The 18,984-nt window shown below is 67.5% G+C and carries 22 protein-coding genes; 11 read left to right on the top strand and 11 right to left on the bottom strand.

Annotation, left to right across the window (positions count from 1 at the left end):
* Positions 1-203 precede the first annotated feature (203 nt).
* Complete coding sequence (locus DVT68_RS16020) at positions 204-644, top strand: hypothetical protein (protein WP_114826095.1); 441 nt, start codon at positions 204-206, stop codon at positions 642-644.
* Between the two features lie 7 nt (positions 645-651).
* Here the strand turns inward: DVT68_RS16020 and DVT68_RS16015 are convergent, their stop codons facing one another.
* Both DVT68_RS16015 and DVT68_RS16010 read right to left on the bottom strand, forming a co-directional pair.
* On the bottom strand, positions 652-2,085 hold the full coding sequence (locus tag DVT68_RS16015) for an NAD(P)(+) transhydrogenase (Re/Si-specific) subunit beta (protein WP_114826094.1): 1,434 nt from the start codon (positions 2,083-2,085) through the stop codon (positions 652-654).
* Complete coding sequence (locus DVT68_RS16010; RefSeq protein WP_114826093.1) at positions 2,085-2,390, bottom strand: NAD(P) transhydrogenase subunit alpha part 2; 306 nt, start codon at positions 2,388-2,390, stop codon at positions 2,085-2,087. The genes DVT68_RS16015 and DVT68_RS16010 overlap by 1 nt, the downstream gene beginning before the upstream one ends.
* 93 nt (positions 2,391-2,483) lie before the next feature.
* Here DVT68_RS16010 and DVT68_RS16005 point away from each other — a divergent pair, with 93 nt between their 5' ends.
* From DVT68_RS16005 to DVT68_RS15995, 3 genes are read left to right on the top strand one after another with little or no spacing between them, the layout of a single operon-like run.
* Positions 2,484-3,113, top strand: a complete 630-nt coding sequence (locus tag DVT68_RS16005; protein WP_425477518.1) for an RNA polymerase sigma factor — start codon at positions 2,484-2,486, stop codon at positions 3,111-3,113.
* Positions 3,110-3,499 (top strand): hypothetical protein, encoded by a 390-nt coding sequence (locus DVT68_RS16000; protein WP_114826092.1) that lies wholly within the window; start codon positions 3,110-3,112, stop codon positions 3,497-3,499. The genes DVT68_RS16005 and DVT68_RS16000 overlap by 4 nt, the downstream gene beginning before the upstream one ends.
* Positions 3,499-4,047, top strand: coding sequence for a DUF3106 domain-containing protein (locus DVT68_RS15995; protein ID WP_233523513.1), 549 nt, complete (start codon positions 3,499-3,501; stop codon positions 4,045-4,047). Before DVT68_RS16000 ends, DVT68_RS15995 begins: the two co-directional genes overlap by 1 nt.
* Positions 4,048-4,248: 201 nt before the next feature.
* Here DVT68_RS15995 and DVT68_RS15990 read toward each other — a convergent pair whose 3' ends face one another.
* Positions 4,249-5,349 carry an NAD(P) transhydrogenase subunit alpha gene (locus DVT68_RS15990; protein WP_114826091.1) on the bottom strand — a complete coding sequence of 367 codons (1,101 nt, stop codon included), beginning with the start codon at positions 5,347-5,349 and terminating at the stop codon, positions 4,249-4,251.
* Between the two features lie 312 nt (positions 5,350-5,661).
* Between DVT68_RS15990 and cdd the strand changes: the two genes are divergently transcribed.
* The 3 genes from cdd (at position 5,662) to DVT68_RS15975 (ending at position 7,613) form a co-directional block, all read left to right on the top strand.
* Positions 5,662-6,069 (top strand): cytidine deaminase, encoded by a 408-nt coding sequence (gene cdd / locus DVT68_RS15985; protein WP_114826090.1) that lies wholly within the window; start codon positions 5,662-5,664, stop codon positions 6,067-6,069.
* An 81-nt stretch (positions 6,070-6,150) separates the two neighbouring features.
* A complete protein-coding gene (locus DVT68_RS15980) occupies positions 6,151-6,720 on the top strand; it encodes a nitroreductase family protein (RefSeq protein WP_114826089.1) in 570 nt (189 codons plus the stop codon).
* On the top strand, positions 6,717-7,613 hold the full coding sequence (locus DVT68_RS15975) for a 5'-3' exonuclease (protein ID WP_114826088.1): 897 nt from the start codon (positions 6,717-6,719) through the stop codon (positions 7,611-7,613). Before DVT68_RS15980 ends, DVT68_RS15975 begins: the two co-directional genes overlap by 4 nt.
* 59 nt (positions 7,614-7,672) lie before the next feature.
* On the opposite strand, the gene DVT68_RS15970 is transcribed toward DVT68_RS15975, so the two are convergent.
* Positions 7,673-8,281 (bottom strand): OmpH family outer membrane protein, encoded by a 609-nt coding sequence (locus DVT68_RS15970; protein WP_114826151.1) that lies wholly within the window; start codon positions 8,279-8,281, stop codon positions 7,673-7,675.
* Between the two features lie 207 nt (positions 8,282-8,488).
* Between DVT68_RS15970 and DVT68_RS15965 the strand changes: the two genes are divergently transcribed.
* The 4 genes from DVT68_RS15965 to DVT68_RS15950 all read left to right on the top strand — a co-directional run bounded on the left by DVT68_RS15965 (position 8,489) and on the right by DVT68_RS15950 (position 11,992).
* A complete protein-coding gene (locus DVT68_RS15965) occupies positions 8,489-9,454 on the top strand; it encodes a DMT family transporter (protein WP_114826087.1) in 966 nt (321 codons plus the stop codon).
* Positions 9,455-9,539: 85 nt separating this feature from the next.
* On the top strand, positions 9,540-10,115 hold the full coding sequence (locus DVT68_RS15960; protein ID WP_114826086.1) for an NUDIX hydrolase: 576 nt from the start codon (positions 9,540-9,542) through the stop codon (positions 10,113-10,115).
* A gap of 98 nt (positions 10,116-10,213) precedes the next feature.
* The gene (locus DVT68_RS15955; RefSeq protein WP_114826085.1) at positions 10,214-10,573 is read left to right on the top strand and encodes a hypothetical protein; all 360 of its coding nucleotides are present in this window, start codon (positions 10,214-10,216) and stop codon (positions 10,571-10,573) included.
* A 222-nt stretch (positions 10,574-10,795) separates the two neighbouring features.
* Positions 10,796-11,992: a GGDEF domain-containing protein gene (locus DVT68_RS15950; RefSeq protein ID WP_158543522.1), complete on the top strand. Its 1,197-nt coding sequence runs from the start codon at positions 10,796-10,798 to the stop codon at positions 11,990-11,992.
* Between the two features lie 78 nt (positions 11,993-12,070).
* Here DVT68_RS15950 and DVT68_RS20480 read toward each other — a convergent pair whose 3' ends face one another.
* The 7 genes from DVT68_RS20480 to DVT68_RS15915 form a co-directional block, all read right to left on the bottom strand.
* The gene (locus tag DVT68_RS20480) at positions 12,071-12,448 is read right to left on the bottom strand and encodes a cupin domain-containing protein (RefSeq protein WP_158543521.1); all 378 of its coding nucleotides are present in this window, start codon (positions 12,446-12,448) and stop codon (positions 12,071-12,073) included.
* 425 nt (positions 12,449-12,873) lie between these two features.
* Entirely contained in the window at positions 12,874-13,176 is a 303-nt protein-coding gene (locus DVT68_RS15940; RefSeq protein ID WP_199536084.1) for an STAS domain-containing protein, read from the bottom strand.
* Positions 13,177-13,325: 149 nt separating this feature from the next.
* On the bottom strand, positions 13,326-14,510 hold the full coding sequence (locus DVT68_RS15935) for a methyl-accepting chemotaxis protein (RefSeq protein WP_114826082.1): 1,185 nt from the start codon (positions 14,508-14,510) through the stop codon (positions 13,326-13,328).
* Between the two features lie 15 nt (positions 14,511-14,525).
* Positions 14,526-15,623 (bottom strand): protein-glutamate methylesterase/protein-glutamine glutaminase, encoded by a 1,098-nt coding sequence (locus DVT68_RS15930; RefSeq protein WP_114826081.1) that lies wholly within the window; start codon positions 15,621-15,623, stop codon positions 14,526-14,528.
* Positions 15,624-15,733: 110 nt separating this feature from the next.
* Positions 15,734-16,393 (bottom strand): chemoreceptor glutamine deamidase CheD, encoded by a 660-nt coding sequence (gene cheD, locus DVT68_RS15925; RefSeq protein ID WP_114826080.1) that lies wholly within the window; start codon positions 16,391-16,393, stop codon positions 15,734-15,736.
* Positions 16,390-17,262 carry a CheR family methyltransferase gene (locus DVT68_RS15920; RefSeq protein ID WP_114826149.1) on the bottom strand — a complete coding sequence of 291 codons (873 nt, stop codon included), beginning with the start codon at positions 17,260-17,262 and terminating at the stop codon, positions 16,390-16,392. Before DVT68_RS15920 ends, cheD begins: the two co-directional genes overlap by 4 nt.
* 8 nt (positions 17,263-17,270) lie before the next feature.
* Positions 17,271-18,983 (bottom strand): methyl-accepting chemotaxis protein, encoded by a 1,713-nt coding sequence (locus tag DVT68_RS15915; RefSeq protein ID WP_114826079.1) that lies wholly within the window; start codon positions 18,981-18,983, stop codon positions 17,271-17,273.
* Between the last annotated feature and the right edge of the window lies 1 nt (position 18,984).

The raw sequence follows: 18,984 nt of genomic DNA, 5'->3' as shown, positions 1-18,984 counted from the left end.
AGGACGCGCAAAGACACCGCGCCAAGCTCTCTATTATAGCCACCACAGGGCCAGGCCCTTTGCCTGAAATCAGGTCGATCCGGCTCGAACTCAAGGGATCGGGCGGCTCGGGCGCGGGCGCCGGGCTTGCACGCCGCGCTATGATGGTGGTTTTACGCCTGAGAAGATCCTGTGCCCGCCGTCCTGTCCTTGTCCGCGCATTCATGAACGCACGGGTCGTCTTCTCCTGGATTTTCGCGCTGCTCAGCGCCGTGATGCTGGGCCTGGCCGCCGGCGCCGTCTGGATGGTGCCCACGCTTTATCTGCAGCGTCCCCTGCCCTGGCTGGCGGTGCTGCTGGGCTGGCTGCTCGGCAAGGGCGTGCGCCACTGGGTGCGGCAGCCGGGCCGCTACGCGGCCGTGCTCGGCGCGTTGGCCATGCTCACCGCAGCGGTCTATGTGAACGTGCTGACCGCCGCCGCCCGCATTGCCGGACTGATGGGCCTGGGGCTGATCGATGCGATGCGCACGGCCGGCCTGGGCCTGCTGCTGCAGCTGGCCGGACTCGGCCGCGCCCCGACCGACGACGTCTGGTACGCCGTCGGCATGGGTCTGGCCGCACTGGCCGCCGGCCGCATCGCGCGGCCGCGCCAGACGGGCGCCTGAGCGCCCCTCAGGTCTCCAGCGACTTCAGCTCGGTCACCAGCTGGCCCGCGGCCGCCTGGCCGTCGCCATACAGCATGCGCGCGTTGTCGGCGTAGAACAGCGCGTTTTCGATGCCGGCGAAGCCGGTGCCCTTGCCTCGCTTGACCACGATCACCTGCTTGGCCGCCGCCACGTCGAGGATGGGCATGCCGTAAATCGGCGAGGCCGGATCGGTCTTGGCCAGAGGGTTCACCACGTCGTTGGCGCCGATCACCAGGGCCACGTCGGTGTTGGGGAACTCCGGATTGATGTCGTCCATGTCCGCGATGAGGTCGTAAGGCACGCCCGCCTCGGCCAGCAGCACGTTCATGTGGCCGGGCATGCGGCCGGCAACAGGGTGGATCGCGAACTTCACCTTCACCCCGCGATCGATCAGCAGCTTGGCGAATTCCCACACCTTGTGCTGGGCCTGTGCCACGGCCATGCCATAGCCCGGCACGATCACCACGCGCTCGGCGTAAGCCATCATCACCGCCGCATCGCTGGCCTCGATCGGCTTCTGGCTACCGCCGATGGCCTGGGCCTCGGCGCCGGCCGCAGCGCCAAAGCTGCCAAACAGCACGTTGCCGATCGAGCGATTCATCGCCTTGGCCATCAGCTGGGTCAGCAGGGTACCGGCCGCGCCGACCACGGTGCCGGCGATGATCATCGCCTCGTTCTGCAGCACGAAGCCCTCGAACGCCACCGCCAGGCCGGTGAACGCGTTGTACAGCGAGATCACCACCGGCATGTCGGCGCCGCCGATCGGCAAGGTCATCATCAGGCCGAACGCCAGGGCCAGCGCGAAGAACACCACGATCAGCGGCACGCTGAGCTGGCCGCCGACGATCATCGCCCCCAGCACCGCCGCGCCTGCCAGCACCAGCATGTTCACCACCCGCTGGCCGGGGAACACGAAGCGCTTGTCCAGCCAGCCCTGCAGCTTGGCGAAGGCGATCAGCGAACCGGAGAAGCTGATCGAACCGATCAGGGCGCCAAGCACCGCCAGCGTCACCTGAGACAGGCCAGGCGTGCTTGCGCCGCTGGCGGTGAACTGGTCGCCGTCCAGCAGGGTGACGGCCTTGCCGGCATAGCTGAACAGTTCGGTAGCGCCAATCGCCGCCGCCGCGCCGCCGCCCATGCCGTTGTACAGGGCCACCATCTGCGGCATGGCGGTCATCGCCACGCGCCGCCCGGACCACCATGCCGCGGCCACGCCGATCAGCACGGCGGCCAGGATCACCCCCCGGTGCTGCATGTCCGGCAGGGCGAAGGTGGCGAGCACCGCCACCAGCATGCCCACGCCAGCCCACACGATGCCGCCACGCGCCGTACGGGGCGAGCTCATGCGCTTGAGACCGAGGATGAACAGGAGGGCGGCGAGGAAGTAACAAGCCTTGATCACGACCAGCAGCCAGCCCATCACTTGGCCTCCTTGCTTACGGCGGGCTTGCTGGACTTGAACATCTCCAGCATGCGCTCGGTGACCACGTAGCCACCGGCGGCATTTCCGGCGCCCAGCAGCACACCTATGAATCCAATGACCATCTCGAAGGTGGTCTGTGCGTGCCCTAGCGCGATCATGGCGCCTACCAGCACAATGCCGTGAATGAAGTTCGAACCGGACATCAACGGCGTGTGGAGAATCACCGGCACGCGCGCGATGATTTCGTACCCCGTAAAAGCAGCCAGCATAAAGATGTAAAGCGCCAGGAACCCGTCGATCATGACCCCTCCCTGCCAGGACATCGGTGTTCCCGCATCATACGGGCGCGGGTCAACCCGCGCGAGCCTCGGGCGTTGATGCACAAGGACATACCGATGGAGTCCCAGGATGCGCGATCCGGCGAAGTGGACGACGACGCCATGAGCAGCGTCATTTCCGCCCTCGATGCCGACCTGCTGGCCGAAGAGATCCGGGCGGTTCCCGCCTCGATGGATGCCTTTCTGGCGCAGGTGGAGCGTCGCGCGTTCCGCATGGCCGAGCTGAACCTGGGCCATCGGGAGGATGCGCTCGATGCCGTGCAGGACGCCATGCTGCGGCTGGTCAAGCACTACAGCGACAAGCCGGCCCAGGAATGGACCCCGCTGTTCTGGGGCATCCTGCGCCGCCGCATCGTGGACCTGCAGCGCCGCCGGAAAGTGCGCTCGATCATGGTGGGCTGGCTGGGCGGCAAGGATGATGACGGCGACGACCTCCCCATGTGGGAGCCGGCGGACACGGCGCCGGGGCCGCTGGAGCGGTTGCACGATGCCCAGTCGTTTGCGGACATGGCGGCCGCGGTGAAGCTGCTGCCCCAGCGCCAGCGTGAAGCGTTCATGCTGCGCATACTGGAAGGCCTGGACGTGGCGGAAACCGCACAGGCCATGGGTTGTTCGGAAGGGAGCGTGAAAACACACCTGTCGCGCGCGCTGCAACGCCTGCGCGACCAACTGGAGGACTGGCGATGAATGCGCCTGACAACCATCTGGAACGCCGCGCCCGCGAACTGTATCGCGAGGCAGCGCGCCAGCTCGACCCGGCCACGGCCGCCCGCCTGCGTGCGGCGCGACGCGCGGCGCTGGAAGGGGCCGGCGGATCGACGTTCGCCCACCGCCTGCTGCAGCTGCTGCTGCCGGCCGGCGCGTTTGCGGCGATCGCGTTCGCGGCGCTGATGCTGTCGTCCCCGGTGGAAGGCCCCGCCGGTGGCGCGGCCCGTGGCGGTGTGTCCGCCACGGCGACGGATGCGGACGGCGAGCTGCCGCCCGATGCCGCCGCGGCCGACCCCACGCTGTACCAGAACATGGATTTCTATGGCTGGCTGGCCAAGAACGGCGACAGCCAGGCGAGCCGGTGATGATGCATCGAAGTCGACTTGTTGCACTGCTGTTGCTGCTCACCCTGCTGGGATGCGTTGCCTCGACTGCTTTCGCACAGAACGTTCCGCCGCCTCCGCCGCCCCCGGGCGCACCATTCGGTCCACCGCCCGGCCCACCCGGCCCGCCGCCGGCGCCGCGCCCGTGGCAGAGCCTGAGCCCGGCCGAGCGGGACATCCTGTCGCCGCTGGCCAATAAATGGGATTCGTTCCCACCTGAGCGGCAGGCGCGCATGCTCGAGCGCGCACAGCAGTGGCAGACGTTGCCGCCTGACCAGCGCGCGGAGATCCGCCAACGCATCGACCAGTGGCAGAAGATGACGCCGGAGCAGCGCGAGCAGGCCCGCGAGAACAGCCGTCGATTCCAGCAACTTCCCCCGGCCGAACGCGAACGGCTGCACGCGGCGTTCCAGCATTTCCAGCAGCTGCCGCCCGACCAGCGCAAGGAATTGATGCGCCAGTGGCACGAGGAAATGCAGGATGCGCCGCCGCGCCCTCACGGGCCGCCCGGCGGGCCGCCGCGGCACTGAAGCGAAGTTGGAGCCGCGGGAAGATCCCTGCAGGAGCGCACCTTGAGTGCGAAAAGCCTGCCTCAGAGGTGATGCGGTGGTCGCGCACAGGGTGCGCTCCCACATCGAGCCTGGGGTGACACGCAGGGAGATGACTTTCGGAGCCCGCTTAAGAAAAACCCCGCGCAAGCGGGGTTTTTCATATGGATCGGGCGCGAATGCTCAGTTGTGGAAGTGCGGTTCGCCGTTGTGCGTCACGCAGCTCTTGGCGACCAGTTCGTCGTTGAAATCCGGCGCCAGCGCGTCGCCCTGCACCAGCAGTTCGACGAAGTTGTACACATTGCGCGCGAACATCTCCGATGCATGCAGCGGCGCGCCGGCGGGCAGGTTGAGCGGACCGAGGATGGTCACGCCACCGTGGTCCACGCGCTCGCCTGGCTGGGTCAGCTCGCAGTTGCCGCCGCCTTCGGCGGCCAGGTCGACGATCAGCGCGGCCGGCTTCATGCCCTCCACCATCGCGGTGGTCAGGATTTTCGGCGACGGACGGCCTGGCACTGCGGCCGTGGTGACGATCACATCGACCGCCTTCAGGTGATCGGCCAACGCCTGTTGCTGGGCCGCCCGCTCCTCGGCCGACAATTCGCGCGCGTAACCGCCGCTACCCGCGGCGCTGACGCCAAGCTCGAGGAACTTGGCGCCCAGCGATTCCACCTGCTCGCGCGTCTCCGGACGCACGTCGTAGCCCTCGGTCTGCGCTCCCAACCGCCGCGCGGTAGCGATGGCCTGCAGGCCGGCCACGCCGGCGCCGATCACCAGCACGCGTGACGGGCGGATGGTGCCGGCAGCGGTGGTGAGCATCGGGAAAAATTTCGGCGCCGCCTCGGCCGCGATCAGCATGGCGCGATAACCGGCGACGGCGGCCTGCGAGCTGAGCACGTCCATCGCCTGCGCACGCGTCGTGCGCGGCAGCAGCTCCAGCGCGAAGGCGGTGAGCTTTTGCTTGCCCATCGCCACGATGCGCGCCGCGGCGCCGTAGGGACGCAGCTGGCCCACCACGGTGGCGCCTTCGCGCAATTGCGCCCAGACCTCGTCATGGGGCGGCAGCACGCAGGCCAACACATCGGCCTGGGCCAACACCGCAGCGGCATCGGCGAATTCGACGTCCGCATAGCTGGCATCCGGAAACCCCGCCTCGGCGCCGGCGTTGCGCTCCAACAACACGCGCAGGCCCTTGCCGCGAAGTTTCTTCGCCACTTCGGGCGTGATCGCCACCCGGCGTTCGCCGGCGGCGGTTTCGCGCAATGCAGCCACGGTGATCGACATCGTGCATCCCCTGCGGAAAGGTCCATGCATCCTAGCCGAACCTCCGAGCCCCGAACCACCGGCCCGGGATGCTTCGGTGCGTTCCGTGCTGGCGACATCGCGCGGAAAAGCCGGCCAGGCGCCGGGTGACGCCCCACCGGCCGCCTCCCTGTCCACCCAAACGGTTTCCGTGGTGACTGCATCGTGCGCACCTGCCGGGACGAACCCGGGATCCCTTGCAGGCGCCGCCGCGACGCGATTAACTGGCCCGCCGCCGGCCACGCTGCCGCCTCAGGCGATCGTGTCGATGGGGATCCTGCCGTGGAGATCCCGATGACTACTGTCGTTGTTCCCGATGTCCTGCTGGACCTGGCGCGCCAGGCGCGCGAGATGGCGTATGCGCCCTATTCCCGATTCCTGGTCGGCGCAGCGGTGATCACCCGCGATGGCCGGCAGTTCACCGGCTGCAACGTGGAAAACGCCTCGTATGGCCTGTGCAACTGCGCCGAGCGTACGGCGCTGTTTTCAGCGGTCGCCGCCGGCTGCCGCCCCGGGGACTTCGCGGCGCTGGCGGTGATCGGAGACACCCCTGAGCCCATCAGTCCCTGCGGCGCCTGTCGCCAGGTGATGAGCGAGCTGTGTGGGGAGGACATGCCGGTGTGGATGGCCAACCTGGCCGGCGCGGTGCAGCAGGCCACCGTGCAGGCGCTGCTGCCGGGGTCGTTCCGGCTGGCGGGCTGACGCGGGGCGGTCGCCGGCTTCTCTTCACGCGATTCTGGCGCAAGGGGTAGCATGGCTGCTTTGCATTCCCCGGATTTTCCCATGCGCCATCCCCTTTCCCTGCTTGAGCAGCGCCATTCCGCACCCTCGCGCCAGTTGGGTGAGCCCGGCCCCGCCGGCGACGAGCTGCTCGCGCTGCTGGGCGCCGCGATCCGCGTGCCCGACCACGGCAAGCTCGTGCCTTACCGCCTGATCCTGCTGCAGGGTGAATCGAAGCGGATCTTCGGCGAGCGGCTGGCGGCGCTGTCGCTGCGGGTGAATCCGGACCTGCCCGAATCCAAGCGCGAAAAGGACCGCACGCGATACGAGTTCGCCCCGCTGGTGGTGGCGGTGGTGGCCCATCTCGATCCGGACAGCAAGGTGCCGGTGATCGAGCAGAAGCTCAGCGCCGGCTGCGTGGCCTACAACCTGCTGCTCGGCGCCCAGGCGCTGGGCTATGGCGCGCAGTGGCTGACCGGCTGGGCCGCGTACGACCGCGACGCTGCCGGCGTCCTTGGCCTGGCCGACAATGAGCAGGTGATTGGCTTCGTGCACATCGGCACACCCCAGCTCGACGTGCCGGACCGCGACCGCCCCGCCCTCGCCGACGTGCTGCGCACGTGGACGCCATGAGCCGTCCAGCCGTCCATCTGGTCGATGGAAGCCTGTATGTGTTCCGCGCCTGGCACTCGATGCCGGACGAGTTCCACGATGCCGATGGCCATCCGGTCAACGCCGTGCACGGCTTCACCCGCTTTCTGTGCGAACTGCTCGAACGCGTAAAGCCTGAGCACCTCGCGGTGGCGTTCGACGCATCGCTGACCACCTCGTTCCGCAACGCGATCTACCCGGCGTACAAGGCCAATCGCGAATTGCCGCCGCCCGACCTGGAGCGCCAGTTCGTGTTGTGCCGCGAAGTGACGCAGGCGCTGGGTGTGCCGGTGCTGATCGACCACACCTACGAGGCCGACGACCTGATCGGCAGTGCGCTCTGGAGCCTGCGCGGACACGGTTTCCGCAGCGTGATCGTGTCGGCGGACAAAGACTTCGGCCAGTTGCTGGGCGAGGACGACGAACAGTGGGACTACGCGCGCAACCTGCGCTGGGGACCGGCCGGCGTGCTTGAACGACTGGGCGTGCATCCTTACCAGGTGGCCGACTATCTGGCGCTGTGCGGTGATGCGGTGGACAACATCCCGGGCGTGCCCGGTATCGGCGCCAAGACCGCGGCTGCCCTGCTGGCCCATTTCGGCAACCTGGATGCGCTGCTCGAACGCGTCGATGAGGTTCCGTTCCTGCGCCTGCGAGGCGCGGCCAGTTGCGCCACCAGGCTGCGCGAGCACGCTGAGGCGGCGCGACTGTATCGCCGCCTCACGCGTATCGCCCTCGATGCGCCGGTGGCGGCGCAGGCGGATGAGCTCCGTCGCCAGCACGGCGAGGCCGCGGCGATCGACGCGCTATGCGAGCGGTTGCGCTTCGGGCCACTGACGCGTACGCGGCTGAAGGCCCTGGCGCCGGGGAGCTGAAGCCAGGCGCCAATGCGCGCGCCGGGGCGACACTTTTCAAGTGTCACCCCAGGCCATCTTCATTTGCCTGAGCTGTGCGGCTGCGACTGCGGCAGCGGCTCCAGCGAGAAGTTGATCGTGGTGATCTTGCGATCCAGCCCCTCGACCACTTCGGCGGTCAGGTCATGGGTCATGTTGCCGCCAAGCACCGCGTCGCGATTCAACAGCAGCCCGCATTTGTGGCTCTTGTAAACGTCGGCGACGATCGGCTCCGCGCTCTGGGCGATGGTCTGGCGGGCCTTGGCCGCAGTTAGCTGGACACGGTCGCCGAGCTGGGCTTGCTGCTGTTGAAAAGCTTGCACCTTCGCCTGCAACGCTTCCCCCTGCTCCTTGCGCTGCGCGTCGGTCAGGCTCGGCGCCTTCTGCTGGAAACTCTGCACCTCCGCCTGCAGCGGCTTGCCCTGGCTTTCCAGCTGCGTGCGGGCCTGTGCAGCGAGCTGATTCAGGTGCTGGCTCGCCGCCTGGCCGACCTTGGACTGCACGAAGACCGCCTCGCGCGAAAGCATGCACAGGCCCGGCAGGGCGTTCCCGCCAAGCGCTTCGTCGGCACGCGTGGAAGACATGGGCGCGACGGAGAGACCGGCCGCGACAACCAGCGCGGCAGTGAACCATGGGCGATGCGTAGTCATGGGATTCATCCTGTTTCCTTGGCCAGCTGACGATAGTGCTCACCAGAACGTCGTTTTCATGCGAAATCGACAATCGGCAGCGAGCAAGCCTGCACGGCCAGGCATGAGCGACGCGTCCCGGCGCCCTCGGTTACCCAGCCGTCCAACGATGTTCCATACGGTCCTCTGGTATAAGACACCGCCCCGAGATCCAGGCTCCTCCTCGTCATGTGGACAGGCATCCTCTTTGCACTCGCTGCCGGCCTGATGTGGGGGCTGGTGTTCATCAGTCCCCTGCTGCTGCCGGACTATCCCGCCGCGCTGCAATCGGTCGGGCGTTACCTCGCCTTCGGCCTGATCGCCATGCCTTTGGCCTGGATGGATCGCCGCGCCTTGCGCCAGCTTTCCCGGGGCGACTGGCTGGAGGCGCTGAAGCTGGCTGCGGTGGGCAACCTGCTGTACTACCTGTGCCTGGCCAGCGCCATTCAGTTGGCCGGCGCGCCGCTGCCTACGGTGATCATCGGTACCTTGCCGGTGGTGATCGCCATCAGCGCCAACCTGCGCGACGCCAAGCGCGACGGGCGCCTGCCCTGGCGCTGGCTGGCGCCCTCGCTGGTGCTGATCGGCCTGGGCATCGCCTGCGTCAATCGCGATGAACTGGGCGCCCTGGGCTCGCACGCGCCTGAGGAGCTGTGGCGCCACGCGCGCGGCGCCCTGCTCGCCGTCGGCGCAGTGGCCTGCTGGACCTGGTACCCGCTACGCAATGCCGACTGGCTGCGCCAACATCCCGACCGCAGTGCACGCACCTGGGCCACGGCGCAGGGCGTGGCGACACTGCCGTTGGCGCTGATCGGCTATCTGCTGCTGTGGGGCTATCTGTGGGCCAGCGGGCAATCCTTTCCCATGCCACTGGGCCCGCAGCCGCTGCGCTTCGTCGGCCTGATGGCGGCGATCGGCCTGTTTGCGTCATGGCTGGGCACGTCGTGCTGGAACGCGGCGAGCCAACGCCTGCCAACCGCACTCGTCGGGCAACTGATCGTGTTCGAAACGCTGGCGGCGCTCGGCTATGCCTATGCCTTGCGCGGCCATGCACCGGGCCAGCTCACCCTGCTGGGCATCGCTTTGCTGGTGGCTGGCGTGGTCTGGGCCGTGCGCATCCGGCCGCGACCGGTCGAGCTGACGGCGGGCGACTGAGGGCGCATTGATCACCCCTCAAGGTTGTAGCTGCCATAGTGGCGCGGCACCATGCGGGTCTCCCGACTTTCCGCCGACGACGCCGATGAATCACCCTGACCGCAATGTTCCGCCCGATGCCCATGCACCGGAGGAGACCCTCTATGTCGGCAAGTGGCTGAGCCTGCGCAAGCGTGGGCGCTGGGAGTATGCCGAGCGCAACAACCCCGGCGGCGCCGTGATCATTCTGGCGGTGACGCCGGAGGACAAGGTGCTGTTCGTCGAGCAGTACCGCGTGGCTATCCTCAAGAACACCATCGAGATGCCGGCCGGGCTGGTCGGCGACCTCCATGAGCATGGCGACGAGGACGTGCTGCTCGCCGCCGGCCGCGAGCTGGAGGAAGAAACCGGCTACCGCTGCCAGCGGCTCGAGTTCGTGCACGAGGGGCCATCCTCCTCGGGCATGAGCACCGAGATGATCGCGTTCGTGCGCGCGTGGGACCTTGAGAGAGTCGGCCCGGGCGGCGGCGATGAAAGCGAAAACATCGTGGTGCACGAAGTGCCGCGGAGTGAGGCCGGCCCGTGGCTGTTCGCCCGCGCCGCCGAGGGCTACTCCATCGACCCGAAGCTGTTCGCAGGCCTGTGGTTCATCGAGCACACCGGCCTGAAGGCGCAGCGCTGAACGCAAGCCCAGACCCACGCTAAAGAATCGGGCGGTTCCGCCGATGTTTGTCTTGTCGTTCCTCTTTTCGACTTGACCTACCTCGACGGACATCGCTCATGAAGACCCTGCTTGCTTCCGCCCTGCTCCTGTTCGCCCCGCTCGCCGCCCACGCCTGCGCGTCCACCGACTTCGTCGTGCAGGACTTCAAGATGAAGGTCGTGGGCAGCGGCATGGGCGCCCACCTGAGCCTCAGCGGCCAGTTGGTGAACCACTGCGCACAGGCCGCCGCCGCCCAGATCAGCATCGACGCCAAGGACGTTTCCGGCAAGGTCCTGCAATCCAAGAAGGGCTGGCCGGCCGGCACCACCAACATCGCGCCGGGGCAGTCGGTCGATTTCGACCTGGGCCGCCTGTTCCGCTTCGACCCGGACATGCAGTCCTACACCGTCGGCGTGGCCGACGTGCGCACCTGGTAAATCCCCTTTTCATACCCTTGTTTTGCTTGAGGCCCCTCCAAGGGGCCTTCTTTTTGTTCGGATTGCCCGGCTTGCGATCCGCCCAAATGTGACCTGGTTCAAGTTTTCGGAAGTTCATCCGATATGCTTGGGGATCGACGGACGAGACGTCGAGCCACCAGCCACGGCCAAGGCCAGGAACGTCCCCGACGGCCAGGGGACCGCCCGGCCCAAGGGAGCGCCATGCATCTGGATATTCCGACCCTGACCCTGGTCAGCCTGCTGATGGGGATCAGCGCATCGATCGGATTCACCTCGCTGATGACGGTCCTGCACACCCAACGGGTGCTGCGCATATGGGTGACCAGCATCTGGATCAGCACCGTGGCCATCATCCTGATCGGGCTGCGCAATCGCATTCCCGACGGGCTCTCGATCGTCCTCGGCAACAGCCTGCTGGTGGTCGCCAACATGCTGACGCTCAAGGGTGTCGCCGCGCATCTCGAGCTGCCCCTGCGCTGGCGCTGGCCGAGCACATTTGTGCTGGCCTACGCGGCGGCCTTTGCCTGGTACGTCTATGTCACGCCGAACCTGGCGATACGGCTGCTGATGGGCAGCCTGCAGGCGATGGCGTTCTATCTCACCTACGCCTACCTGCTGCTGCGCCACGGCGGGCCGGACATCCGCACCAGCTGCCGCATTGCCGGCATCGTGATGCTCTGCAATGGCCTGTTCTACCTCGCGCGCGCGTTCATCCCGGTCGACCCCGGCAGCGGCCAGAACATCATGCTGGCCGGCACGCCGGTGGCGGCGACCTACGTCATCGGCATCCTGGCCGGGCTGGCGTCCTACTTCGCCCTGCTGCAGCTGATCACCGAGCGCCTGATGGTCGACCTGCGCCACGCCGCGCGCACCGACGGCCTCACCGGCCTGCTCAACCGCAGCGCCATCGTCGCCGAGGGACGCGCCAGCCTCGCGCGCTGCCAGCAACGCGGGCTGCCGTTCGCCCTGCTGGTGTTCGACCTGGACCACTTCAAGCGCATCAACGACCGCTGGGGCCACGACGCCGGTGACGCCGTGCTGCAGCACGTGACGGCCATCCTCCGCGAAGTCACACGCTGGCCGGACCATTTCGCCGGACGCTACGGCGGCGAAGAATTCGTGCTTGGCCTGCCCGGCGCCGACCTGGCGCAGGGACTGGAGATCGCCGAACGGCTGCGGCACACGCTGGCGCATTCGCATGCGCGAATCGACCAGCAGAGCATTCCCGTCACCGCCAGCATCGGCGTGTCCACCGCCCAGCCCGGCCTGCGCTTCGAACAGCTGGTGCGCCGGGCCGACGAGGCGATGTACCGGACCAAGTTCGATGGTCGCAACGGCGTGAGCCTGGCCGAGGAACTCAGCCTGCGCCATGCGACTGCCGGCGACTCGCGTTGCTGACGTCGCACGCGCAGCCAAAAGCAGGCAGGCAATCCATGCCTGCCTGCCATTGCCCGGATTACCACCCGAGGGCAACGCTTATTTGGCGTTCTTGACCTCGACGACGAGGGCCTTGGTCGGCGCCGTGCCGATGTTCTCGTTGCTGTGCGTGATGGCATCACTCCAGATGGCATCCCCCGCCTTGTGTTCGGTTTCGGTGACCTTGCCGTCACCTGTGGTGGTCTTGGTCTTGCCCGCGGTGACGAAATACACCACGTTCCCAGGGTGCGAATGCATGGGCAGCGATTCACCGGGCTTGAGCCATACCTCGAGCACGCGGACCTGCTCGTTGTCGACGAGCACCTTGGTGTTCTTGGGAGCCACCTTGGCCATGTCCTGCGCCCGCACGCCAGCCGCGCACGCCAGGGCCACTGCAACCAGCGCAAACACCAGACCGCCTTTGACCGAGTTCGCCATGACACGTCCTCCTGCAACGGGATGAAGGTCGTCAATGGCTCCCCTGCGCAAAGTGGTCGCACGGGAGCCGGCTGGAAGGGCGTCCCATGCCCGGCGGGCCCATGAGAGTCCGCGCCATGCCCCCGCATGGATCAGGAACGCCGCTGCATGCCGGCTAACGGCAGACAGCGGCCCTGGCGCATGAGACATGCGCCAACGCAGGTCGGGGGCGGATGGCGACGACACGTGCGTTTGCAGCAGACACGCGACACGCCCGATCTCGGACCGGGCCGGGCGGAACCTACCCCCGGCCATGGGTGGCGTCAATCGGGCTGAAGGCAGAGCGACCCGCGTTTGGAAGGCTATCGGGAATTCCTCCGGCCACGCTGGGCGAATGCCCGGCATGGGGTCGCGTGCTGGATGCGCCCCGTTGGAGGACGCGGCGTCTAGTGCAGGACGAACAGTTTGTCGAAGCCAGCCACGCGCAAGGTGCCGCGCAGGCCGCTGTCGGCGTTGACGATGCGGATCTCGGCGCGACCGGCGCCGGCGTGTTCGCGCAGCAGCATCAGCATGCCCAGCGCGGAGCTGTCCATGCTGGAGACGGCGCCCAGGTCGATCACATAGCTGCGCGCCGCGCGGCCACCAAGGCAGGCGTCGTGGAAGTCGCGATGTACGCTGAAGTCGAAGCGCTCACCCAACTGCAGGGTCAGGCAGTCTTGCTCGGAATCGTGGTGGACGGTCAGGCTCATGGAGGCGTTTCCTGTGTAAGAACGGCGATCCATGGATGGATCGCTCGCTAATCAAACACTCTGTGTCTGATTAGGCGGAGCCAAGTCCGGGCATGCACCGGACTTGAGCGAGCCGGGAACGTGCAGGAGCACTTTCCCGGCCTTCAAGATCAGAACAGTTCGATCTCGCCGGCATCCATCGAGTTCTGCAGCGCAGGTCCGCGCGAGCGCAGCCGCGCCTTCTCGCGCTGGATGGCCAGGCGGTTGCGCACGCGCTCGGCGCGCTGCGCCAGCAGTTCCGCATCGATCGGGTTGCAGGCCAGCTCCTCGATGTCGCGCGTGCATTCGGTGGTGATCTCCTGCAGCTCCACCAGGCGTTGGCGGGTCTGGTTGATCAGCTGGCTGAGGATGTCCTCGAACTGCAGCGAGCGCACGGTGGTGGCGACGTCGGTACCGAGGCCGCGGTTGATCTCCACCGCCTGGTCGGCGACCTTGCTGGTGCGCGCGTCGCTCTCGGTGACATGGGCCATCATGGCGTCGATGCCGCCCTTGGCCGAAAGCGCGACGTTGAGATCCTGCGAGGCCATCGTGCCGACCAGGCCGCGCAGCTGCTCCATCGCGGTGCGGGCGCGCTCGACGTGGGAACCGATCTGCTCGTTGAACTGGTTGGAGTGGCTGGCCAGGTTGCGAATCTCGCCGGCCACCACCGCGAAGCCGCGGCCGGACTCGCCCGCACGCGCCGCCTCGATCGCCGCGTTGAGGGCCAGCAGGTTGGTCTCCTCGGCGATGGTGTTGACGTTCTTCAGCAGGCCAAACACCGCGTCCATTTCCTTGGCCATGCCGTCGATGCGGTAGACGATGCGCAGGCTCTCGCGCGACATCTGCACCACCATGTCGACGAAATGTTCCAGCAGGTCGCCGGTGCGCGCGGCGAAAGCCTGCACGGATACGCCCTCGTTCTGGGCGTCGATGATCTGGCGCAGCAGCGACTGCTGCATGCCGGTCTTGCGCGACAACCCATCGAACCCACCGCCCAGTTCGGACACGGCGTCGCGCAGCAGGTCCAGTGCCTGGTGCAGTTCGCGCGTGGCGTGGCCCAACTCATCGACCAGCGAGCTGCGCACTTCCTCCAGCGCCTCGCGCACCGGCGCATGGTGCGCCAGCGAGGCCTCCAGCACGGGCTCCTCGACCGGCGGAGCACGCCGCAGCTCGACAATCCACGCCGCGGTGAGCAACACGATCAGCACCGGCGCCAGCCAGGCCGAATGCCACACCAGCGCCAGCAGCAGCGCCGCGGCGCTGGCGGCCAGGCCGACGACCGGGCGCACGCGCAGGAGGGAGAAAATCGCATCCATGGAGATATCCGACGATCAGTGGGCCGCCGCAGCGGCACGGGGAAGGGGTTGATGGGCCAGCGACAGCAGGCGTGCAGCAATCTGGTCGAGCGGAAGCTTCTCGTTGGCCGCGCCCAGCTTCCACGCGGCGCCCGGCATGCCCCAAACCACCGAGGACTCCTCGTCCTGCACCAGCGTGCGGGCGCCCGTCTGCTGCAGCTCCAGCAAACCGCGCGCGCCGTCGTCGCCCATCCCGGTCAGCAGCGCGGCGATGCCGGCGCGACCGACGCTGGCGGCCATCGAGCGGAACAGCACGTCCACGCTGGGCTTGTGGCGGTTCACCGGCGGCCCGTTGTGCAGGCGACACACGTACCTGGCGCCGTCCCACATCACCAGCAGGTGCTGGCTGCCGGGCGCGATATAGGCGTGCCCCGGCTGGATCGGCTGGCCATCGCGCGCCTCGCATACGCGCATCGCCGAGCAGCCGTCCATACGCGCCGCGAACGGGCCGCTGAAGGCGGCGGGGATGTGCTGGGTGATCACGATCGGCGGCGCGTCAGGCGGCATCGCTTCCAGCACGACGCGGATCGCCTCGGTGCCGCCAGTGGACGCGCCAATGGCGATGATGGGGCTGCCGCCGCGGGTGCCAGCGGTCTGCGCGCGCGGCAACACCGCGTCGGCGGACAGGCGCGGCGGCACATCGAGCTTGCGCACCGCGGTGCGCGGGCGAGGCCTGGCCAGCGCGGCCAGCTTGACCTTGGCGCAGATCTCCTGCGCCCCCTCGGCAAAGGTGCTGGCCAGGTCGTTGCCGGGCTTGGTGAAGAAGTCCACCGCGCCCAGCTCCAGCGCGCGCAACGTGACCTCGGCGCCCTCCTGGGTCAGCGAGGACACCATCACCACCGGCATCGGCCGCAGCCGCATCAGGTTCTCGAGGAAGGTGATGCCGTCCATCCGGGGCATCTCCACGTCCAGCGTGAGCACGTCGGGGTTGAGCTGCTTGATCTTGTCGCGGGCGATCAGCGGGTCGGCCGCCGTGCCCACCACTTCGATGCCCGGATCGCACGAGAGCATGGTCGACAACAGTTTCCGCACCAGCGCGGAATCATCGACCACCAGGACACGTACTCTTTCCATCGCCTAATCGTCTCGCCTTCGTCGTGCATGGCGGCCGCGCCGCCCGCACTTGCTGGCCCTTGCCGGCGCCGGATGCTTGCCAGGGTGGGTTGTCCGCCGCGCGTGGCGCGTCAGAACAGTTCCACCTCTCCCTTTATCGGATCGTTTGCCAAACGCTTGAGGTACTGGCGCTCGCCGTCCGCCACCACCGCGTCGGTGCGGCCCCGCAGCAGGCGCACGCGCGCCTTGCCGGTGCACGGGAAGAACTGCACGTGCCGGGGGTGGACGTCGCCAAGATCCTCGGCGCGCACGTCCAGCCGCTCTGCCGTCAGATACCGCCGCACGAATTCGATGTTGCGCTGGCCGATGTCGGTCATGGTGGCCAGCACGCGGCCGCCGCCAAACACCTTGACCTCCAGGTTCGCGCGCTGCCCGCCCGCCTTGAGGATGGCGTTGATCAGCTGCTCCATGGCGTCGTTGCCGTATCGCGCCGCGCGCCCCACGGTGTCGGCCCAGCCGCAGCGCTCCCCGCCCAGGGGCTCGGGCAGCATGAAGTGGTTCATGCCACCGATGCCGCGCACACGGTCGTAGATGCAGGCCGACACGCACGAACCCAGCACCGTGGAGATCATCTCGTCCTGCTGGCTCACGTAGTACTCGCCGGGAAGCACCTTCACCGTGACGCAGGCCTGGGCCGGGTCCCAGAAACGGCGCAAGTGCTCGAAGCCTGGCAACACGCGGGCCGGGTCATAGCCAGCGCCCGAAGGGACATTGACTGCAGGGACGCTCATGCACTGCCTTTCCGGTAGACCGTGCGTCCTATCAGGTCGAAGCTGTCGTTGAGCCCGTACATGGACTCGGAATGACCAAGGAACAGGTAACCACCTTCCGGCAGCAGTCCCGCATAGCGCTGGAACAGCCGCTGCTTGGTGGGTTTGTCGAAATAGATGACGACGTTGCGGCAGAAGATCGCGTCGAACGGTCCCTGCATCGGCCATTCGTGCAGCAGGTTCAGCGGCAGAATGCTGACCAGCTCGCGCAGGCGCGGGTGCACGCAGGCGAACTGCTCGTACTCACCCTCGCCGCGAAGGAACCAGCGACGGCGACGTTCGGCGCTGACGCCTTCCAGCCGCTCGATCGGATAGATGCCCTTGCGCGCGGTCTCCAGCGCCTGCGGCGACAAGTCGGTGGCGAGGATCTTCGCGTCGACGTTGCCGCCGTGCTTTTCCAGCGCCTCGGCGAGCACCATGGCCAGCGTGTAGGGCTCCTCGCCCGTGGCGCAGCCTGCTGACCACAGGCGCAGTCGGCCGCCGCTCTTCTTCTCGGAGATCCAGCGCGGCAACAGTTCGTTGGTCAGCAGGTCGAAATGGTGTGACTCGCGGAAGAACGCGGTGACGTTGGTGCTGATCGCACTGGCCAGCTCGCCCAGTTCGCCGTGCGGGTCACGGCGCAGCACATCGCAGTAGGCAGCGAAGTCTCGCAGCTGCAGCGCGCGCAGGCGCCGCAGCAGCCGACCCTGCACCAGCTGGCGCTTGTGCTCGCCGAGCGAGATGCCGCAATGCTCGTACACGAAGGTGCGCAGGAATTCGAACTCGGCGTTGCCCAGCAACGGGCCGCCCATGCCCGCCACGGCGGTGTTGTTGTCCATCGTGGCGGCCATGTTCACGCTCAGAACTCCTTCCAGGCGCCCGCGTCGGCGGCTTCCGCCCGCGACGGACGAGCCGGCGCGGCGGCGGTGTTGCGCACTGCGGCGAACACTGCCTCCGCCTCGGCCATCACCGACTGGCTGCGTGCCTTCTCGCTGGCCGCCTCGGCGGCGCCCTCGCCCATCTGGAAGAAGCTCACCTGGCGAGCCAGTTCACCGGCCTGCTCGTGCATGGCGCGGGCGGCGGCCGCGGCCTCTTCCACCAGCGCGGCGTTCTGCTGGGTCATCTCGTCCATCTGCAGCACGGCGTGGTTGACCTGGTCGATGCCGGCCGACTGCTCCTGGCTGGCGGCGGCGATCTCGGCCACGATGTCGGTGACCTTCTTCACGCTGTCCACGATCTCGGCCAGCGCCTTGCCCGACTGGTCCACCAGCGACGAACCCACGCGAACCTTCTCGGCGCTGTCGTTGATCAGGCCCTTGATCTCCTTGGCGGCGCCGGCGCTGCGCTGCGCCAGGTTGCGCACCTCGGTGGCCACCACTGCAAAGCCGCGGCCCTGCTCGCCAGCGCGCGCCGCTTCCACAGCCGCATTGAGCGCCAGCAGGTTGGTCTGGAAGGCGATCTCGTCGATCAGGCTGACGATGTCGGAAATCTTGCGGCTGGAATCGTTGATCTCGCGCATGGCCGCGCTGGCCTGCGCGGCCACTTCGCCACCGTGCTCGGCCTGGCGACGCGTCGCGCTGGCGAGCTGATTGGCGTGGCTGGCGTTCTCCGCATTCTGCTTGACGGTGGAGGTCATCTCCTCCATCGACGAGGCGGTTTCCTCCAGGCTGGAGGCCTGTTCCTGAGTGCGCTGACTGAGGTCATCGTTGCCGCGGGCGATCTGCTGCGCGGCCGAGCTGACCGAACCTGCGCCGTGGCGGACTTCGCCCACGATGGCGCCCAGGCGCGCGTCCATGGTGCGCAGCGCATCCAGCAGTTCGCCGAGCTCGTCCTTGCGGCGGGCATCGATGTGATGGCCGAGGTGGCCCGTCGCGATCGCGTTGGCGACCTTCACCGCCACGCCGAGCGTGCGCAGGATCGAACGCATCAACAGGATCGCCATCGCGCCGGCAATGAGCAGGCCTGCGAGCAGCGACACCATGCTGATCGCGCGCACGAAGTGGTAGCGCGCCACCTGGCCATCGTAGATGTCCTTGGCGTCGGCACGCTGGGCGTCGACCATCTTGCCCAGGGATTCCTGGCGCTGTATCAGCAGCGGTCGCACTTGCATTTCCAGGAGTTCCATGGCGCCCGTATCGCCCTGGTTGAGTGCGTCGACCATCGAGCTCTTGGCATCGGTGTAGTCGGCATCGGTCGCACGCCACTCGTCGTAGTACTTCTTGACCCCGGCGCTCATCGGGATCGCCGCCAGCTGCTTCTTGAGCGGCTCCATGTCGGCCTGAAGCTTGTTGTATTCGGCCAGCTTGGCCTTGACCTGGTCAGGCTTGCCCACCAGCGAACCCGATTCACCCAAGAGGATGAAGGACATCAACTGGTGTGCGGTGAGCTGCGAGACGATCTGCGTGGGCACGATCTCCTCGTCGTAGATCTTGCCCATGCCGTCATTCTGCAGTTGCAGCGAACCCAGGCCGATGATCGCGCCGCCGATCAGCATCAGGCCAAGCAGGCCGAATACCAGGCGCATGCGGTTGCGGACGGTCAGCTCCGGGGCTTTCAAGGTGAACTTCTTCATG

It is taken from the genome of Dyella solisilvae (genome assembly GCF_003351225.1).
GTDB classification, from domain to species: domain Bacteria; phylum Pseudomonadota; class Gammaproteobacteria; order Xanthomonadales; family Rhodanobacteraceae; genus Dyella; species Dyella solisilvae.
The sequence above is the reverse complement of the archived record's forward strand: the minus strand, read 5'-3'. Positions and strand labels throughout refer to the sequence as shown.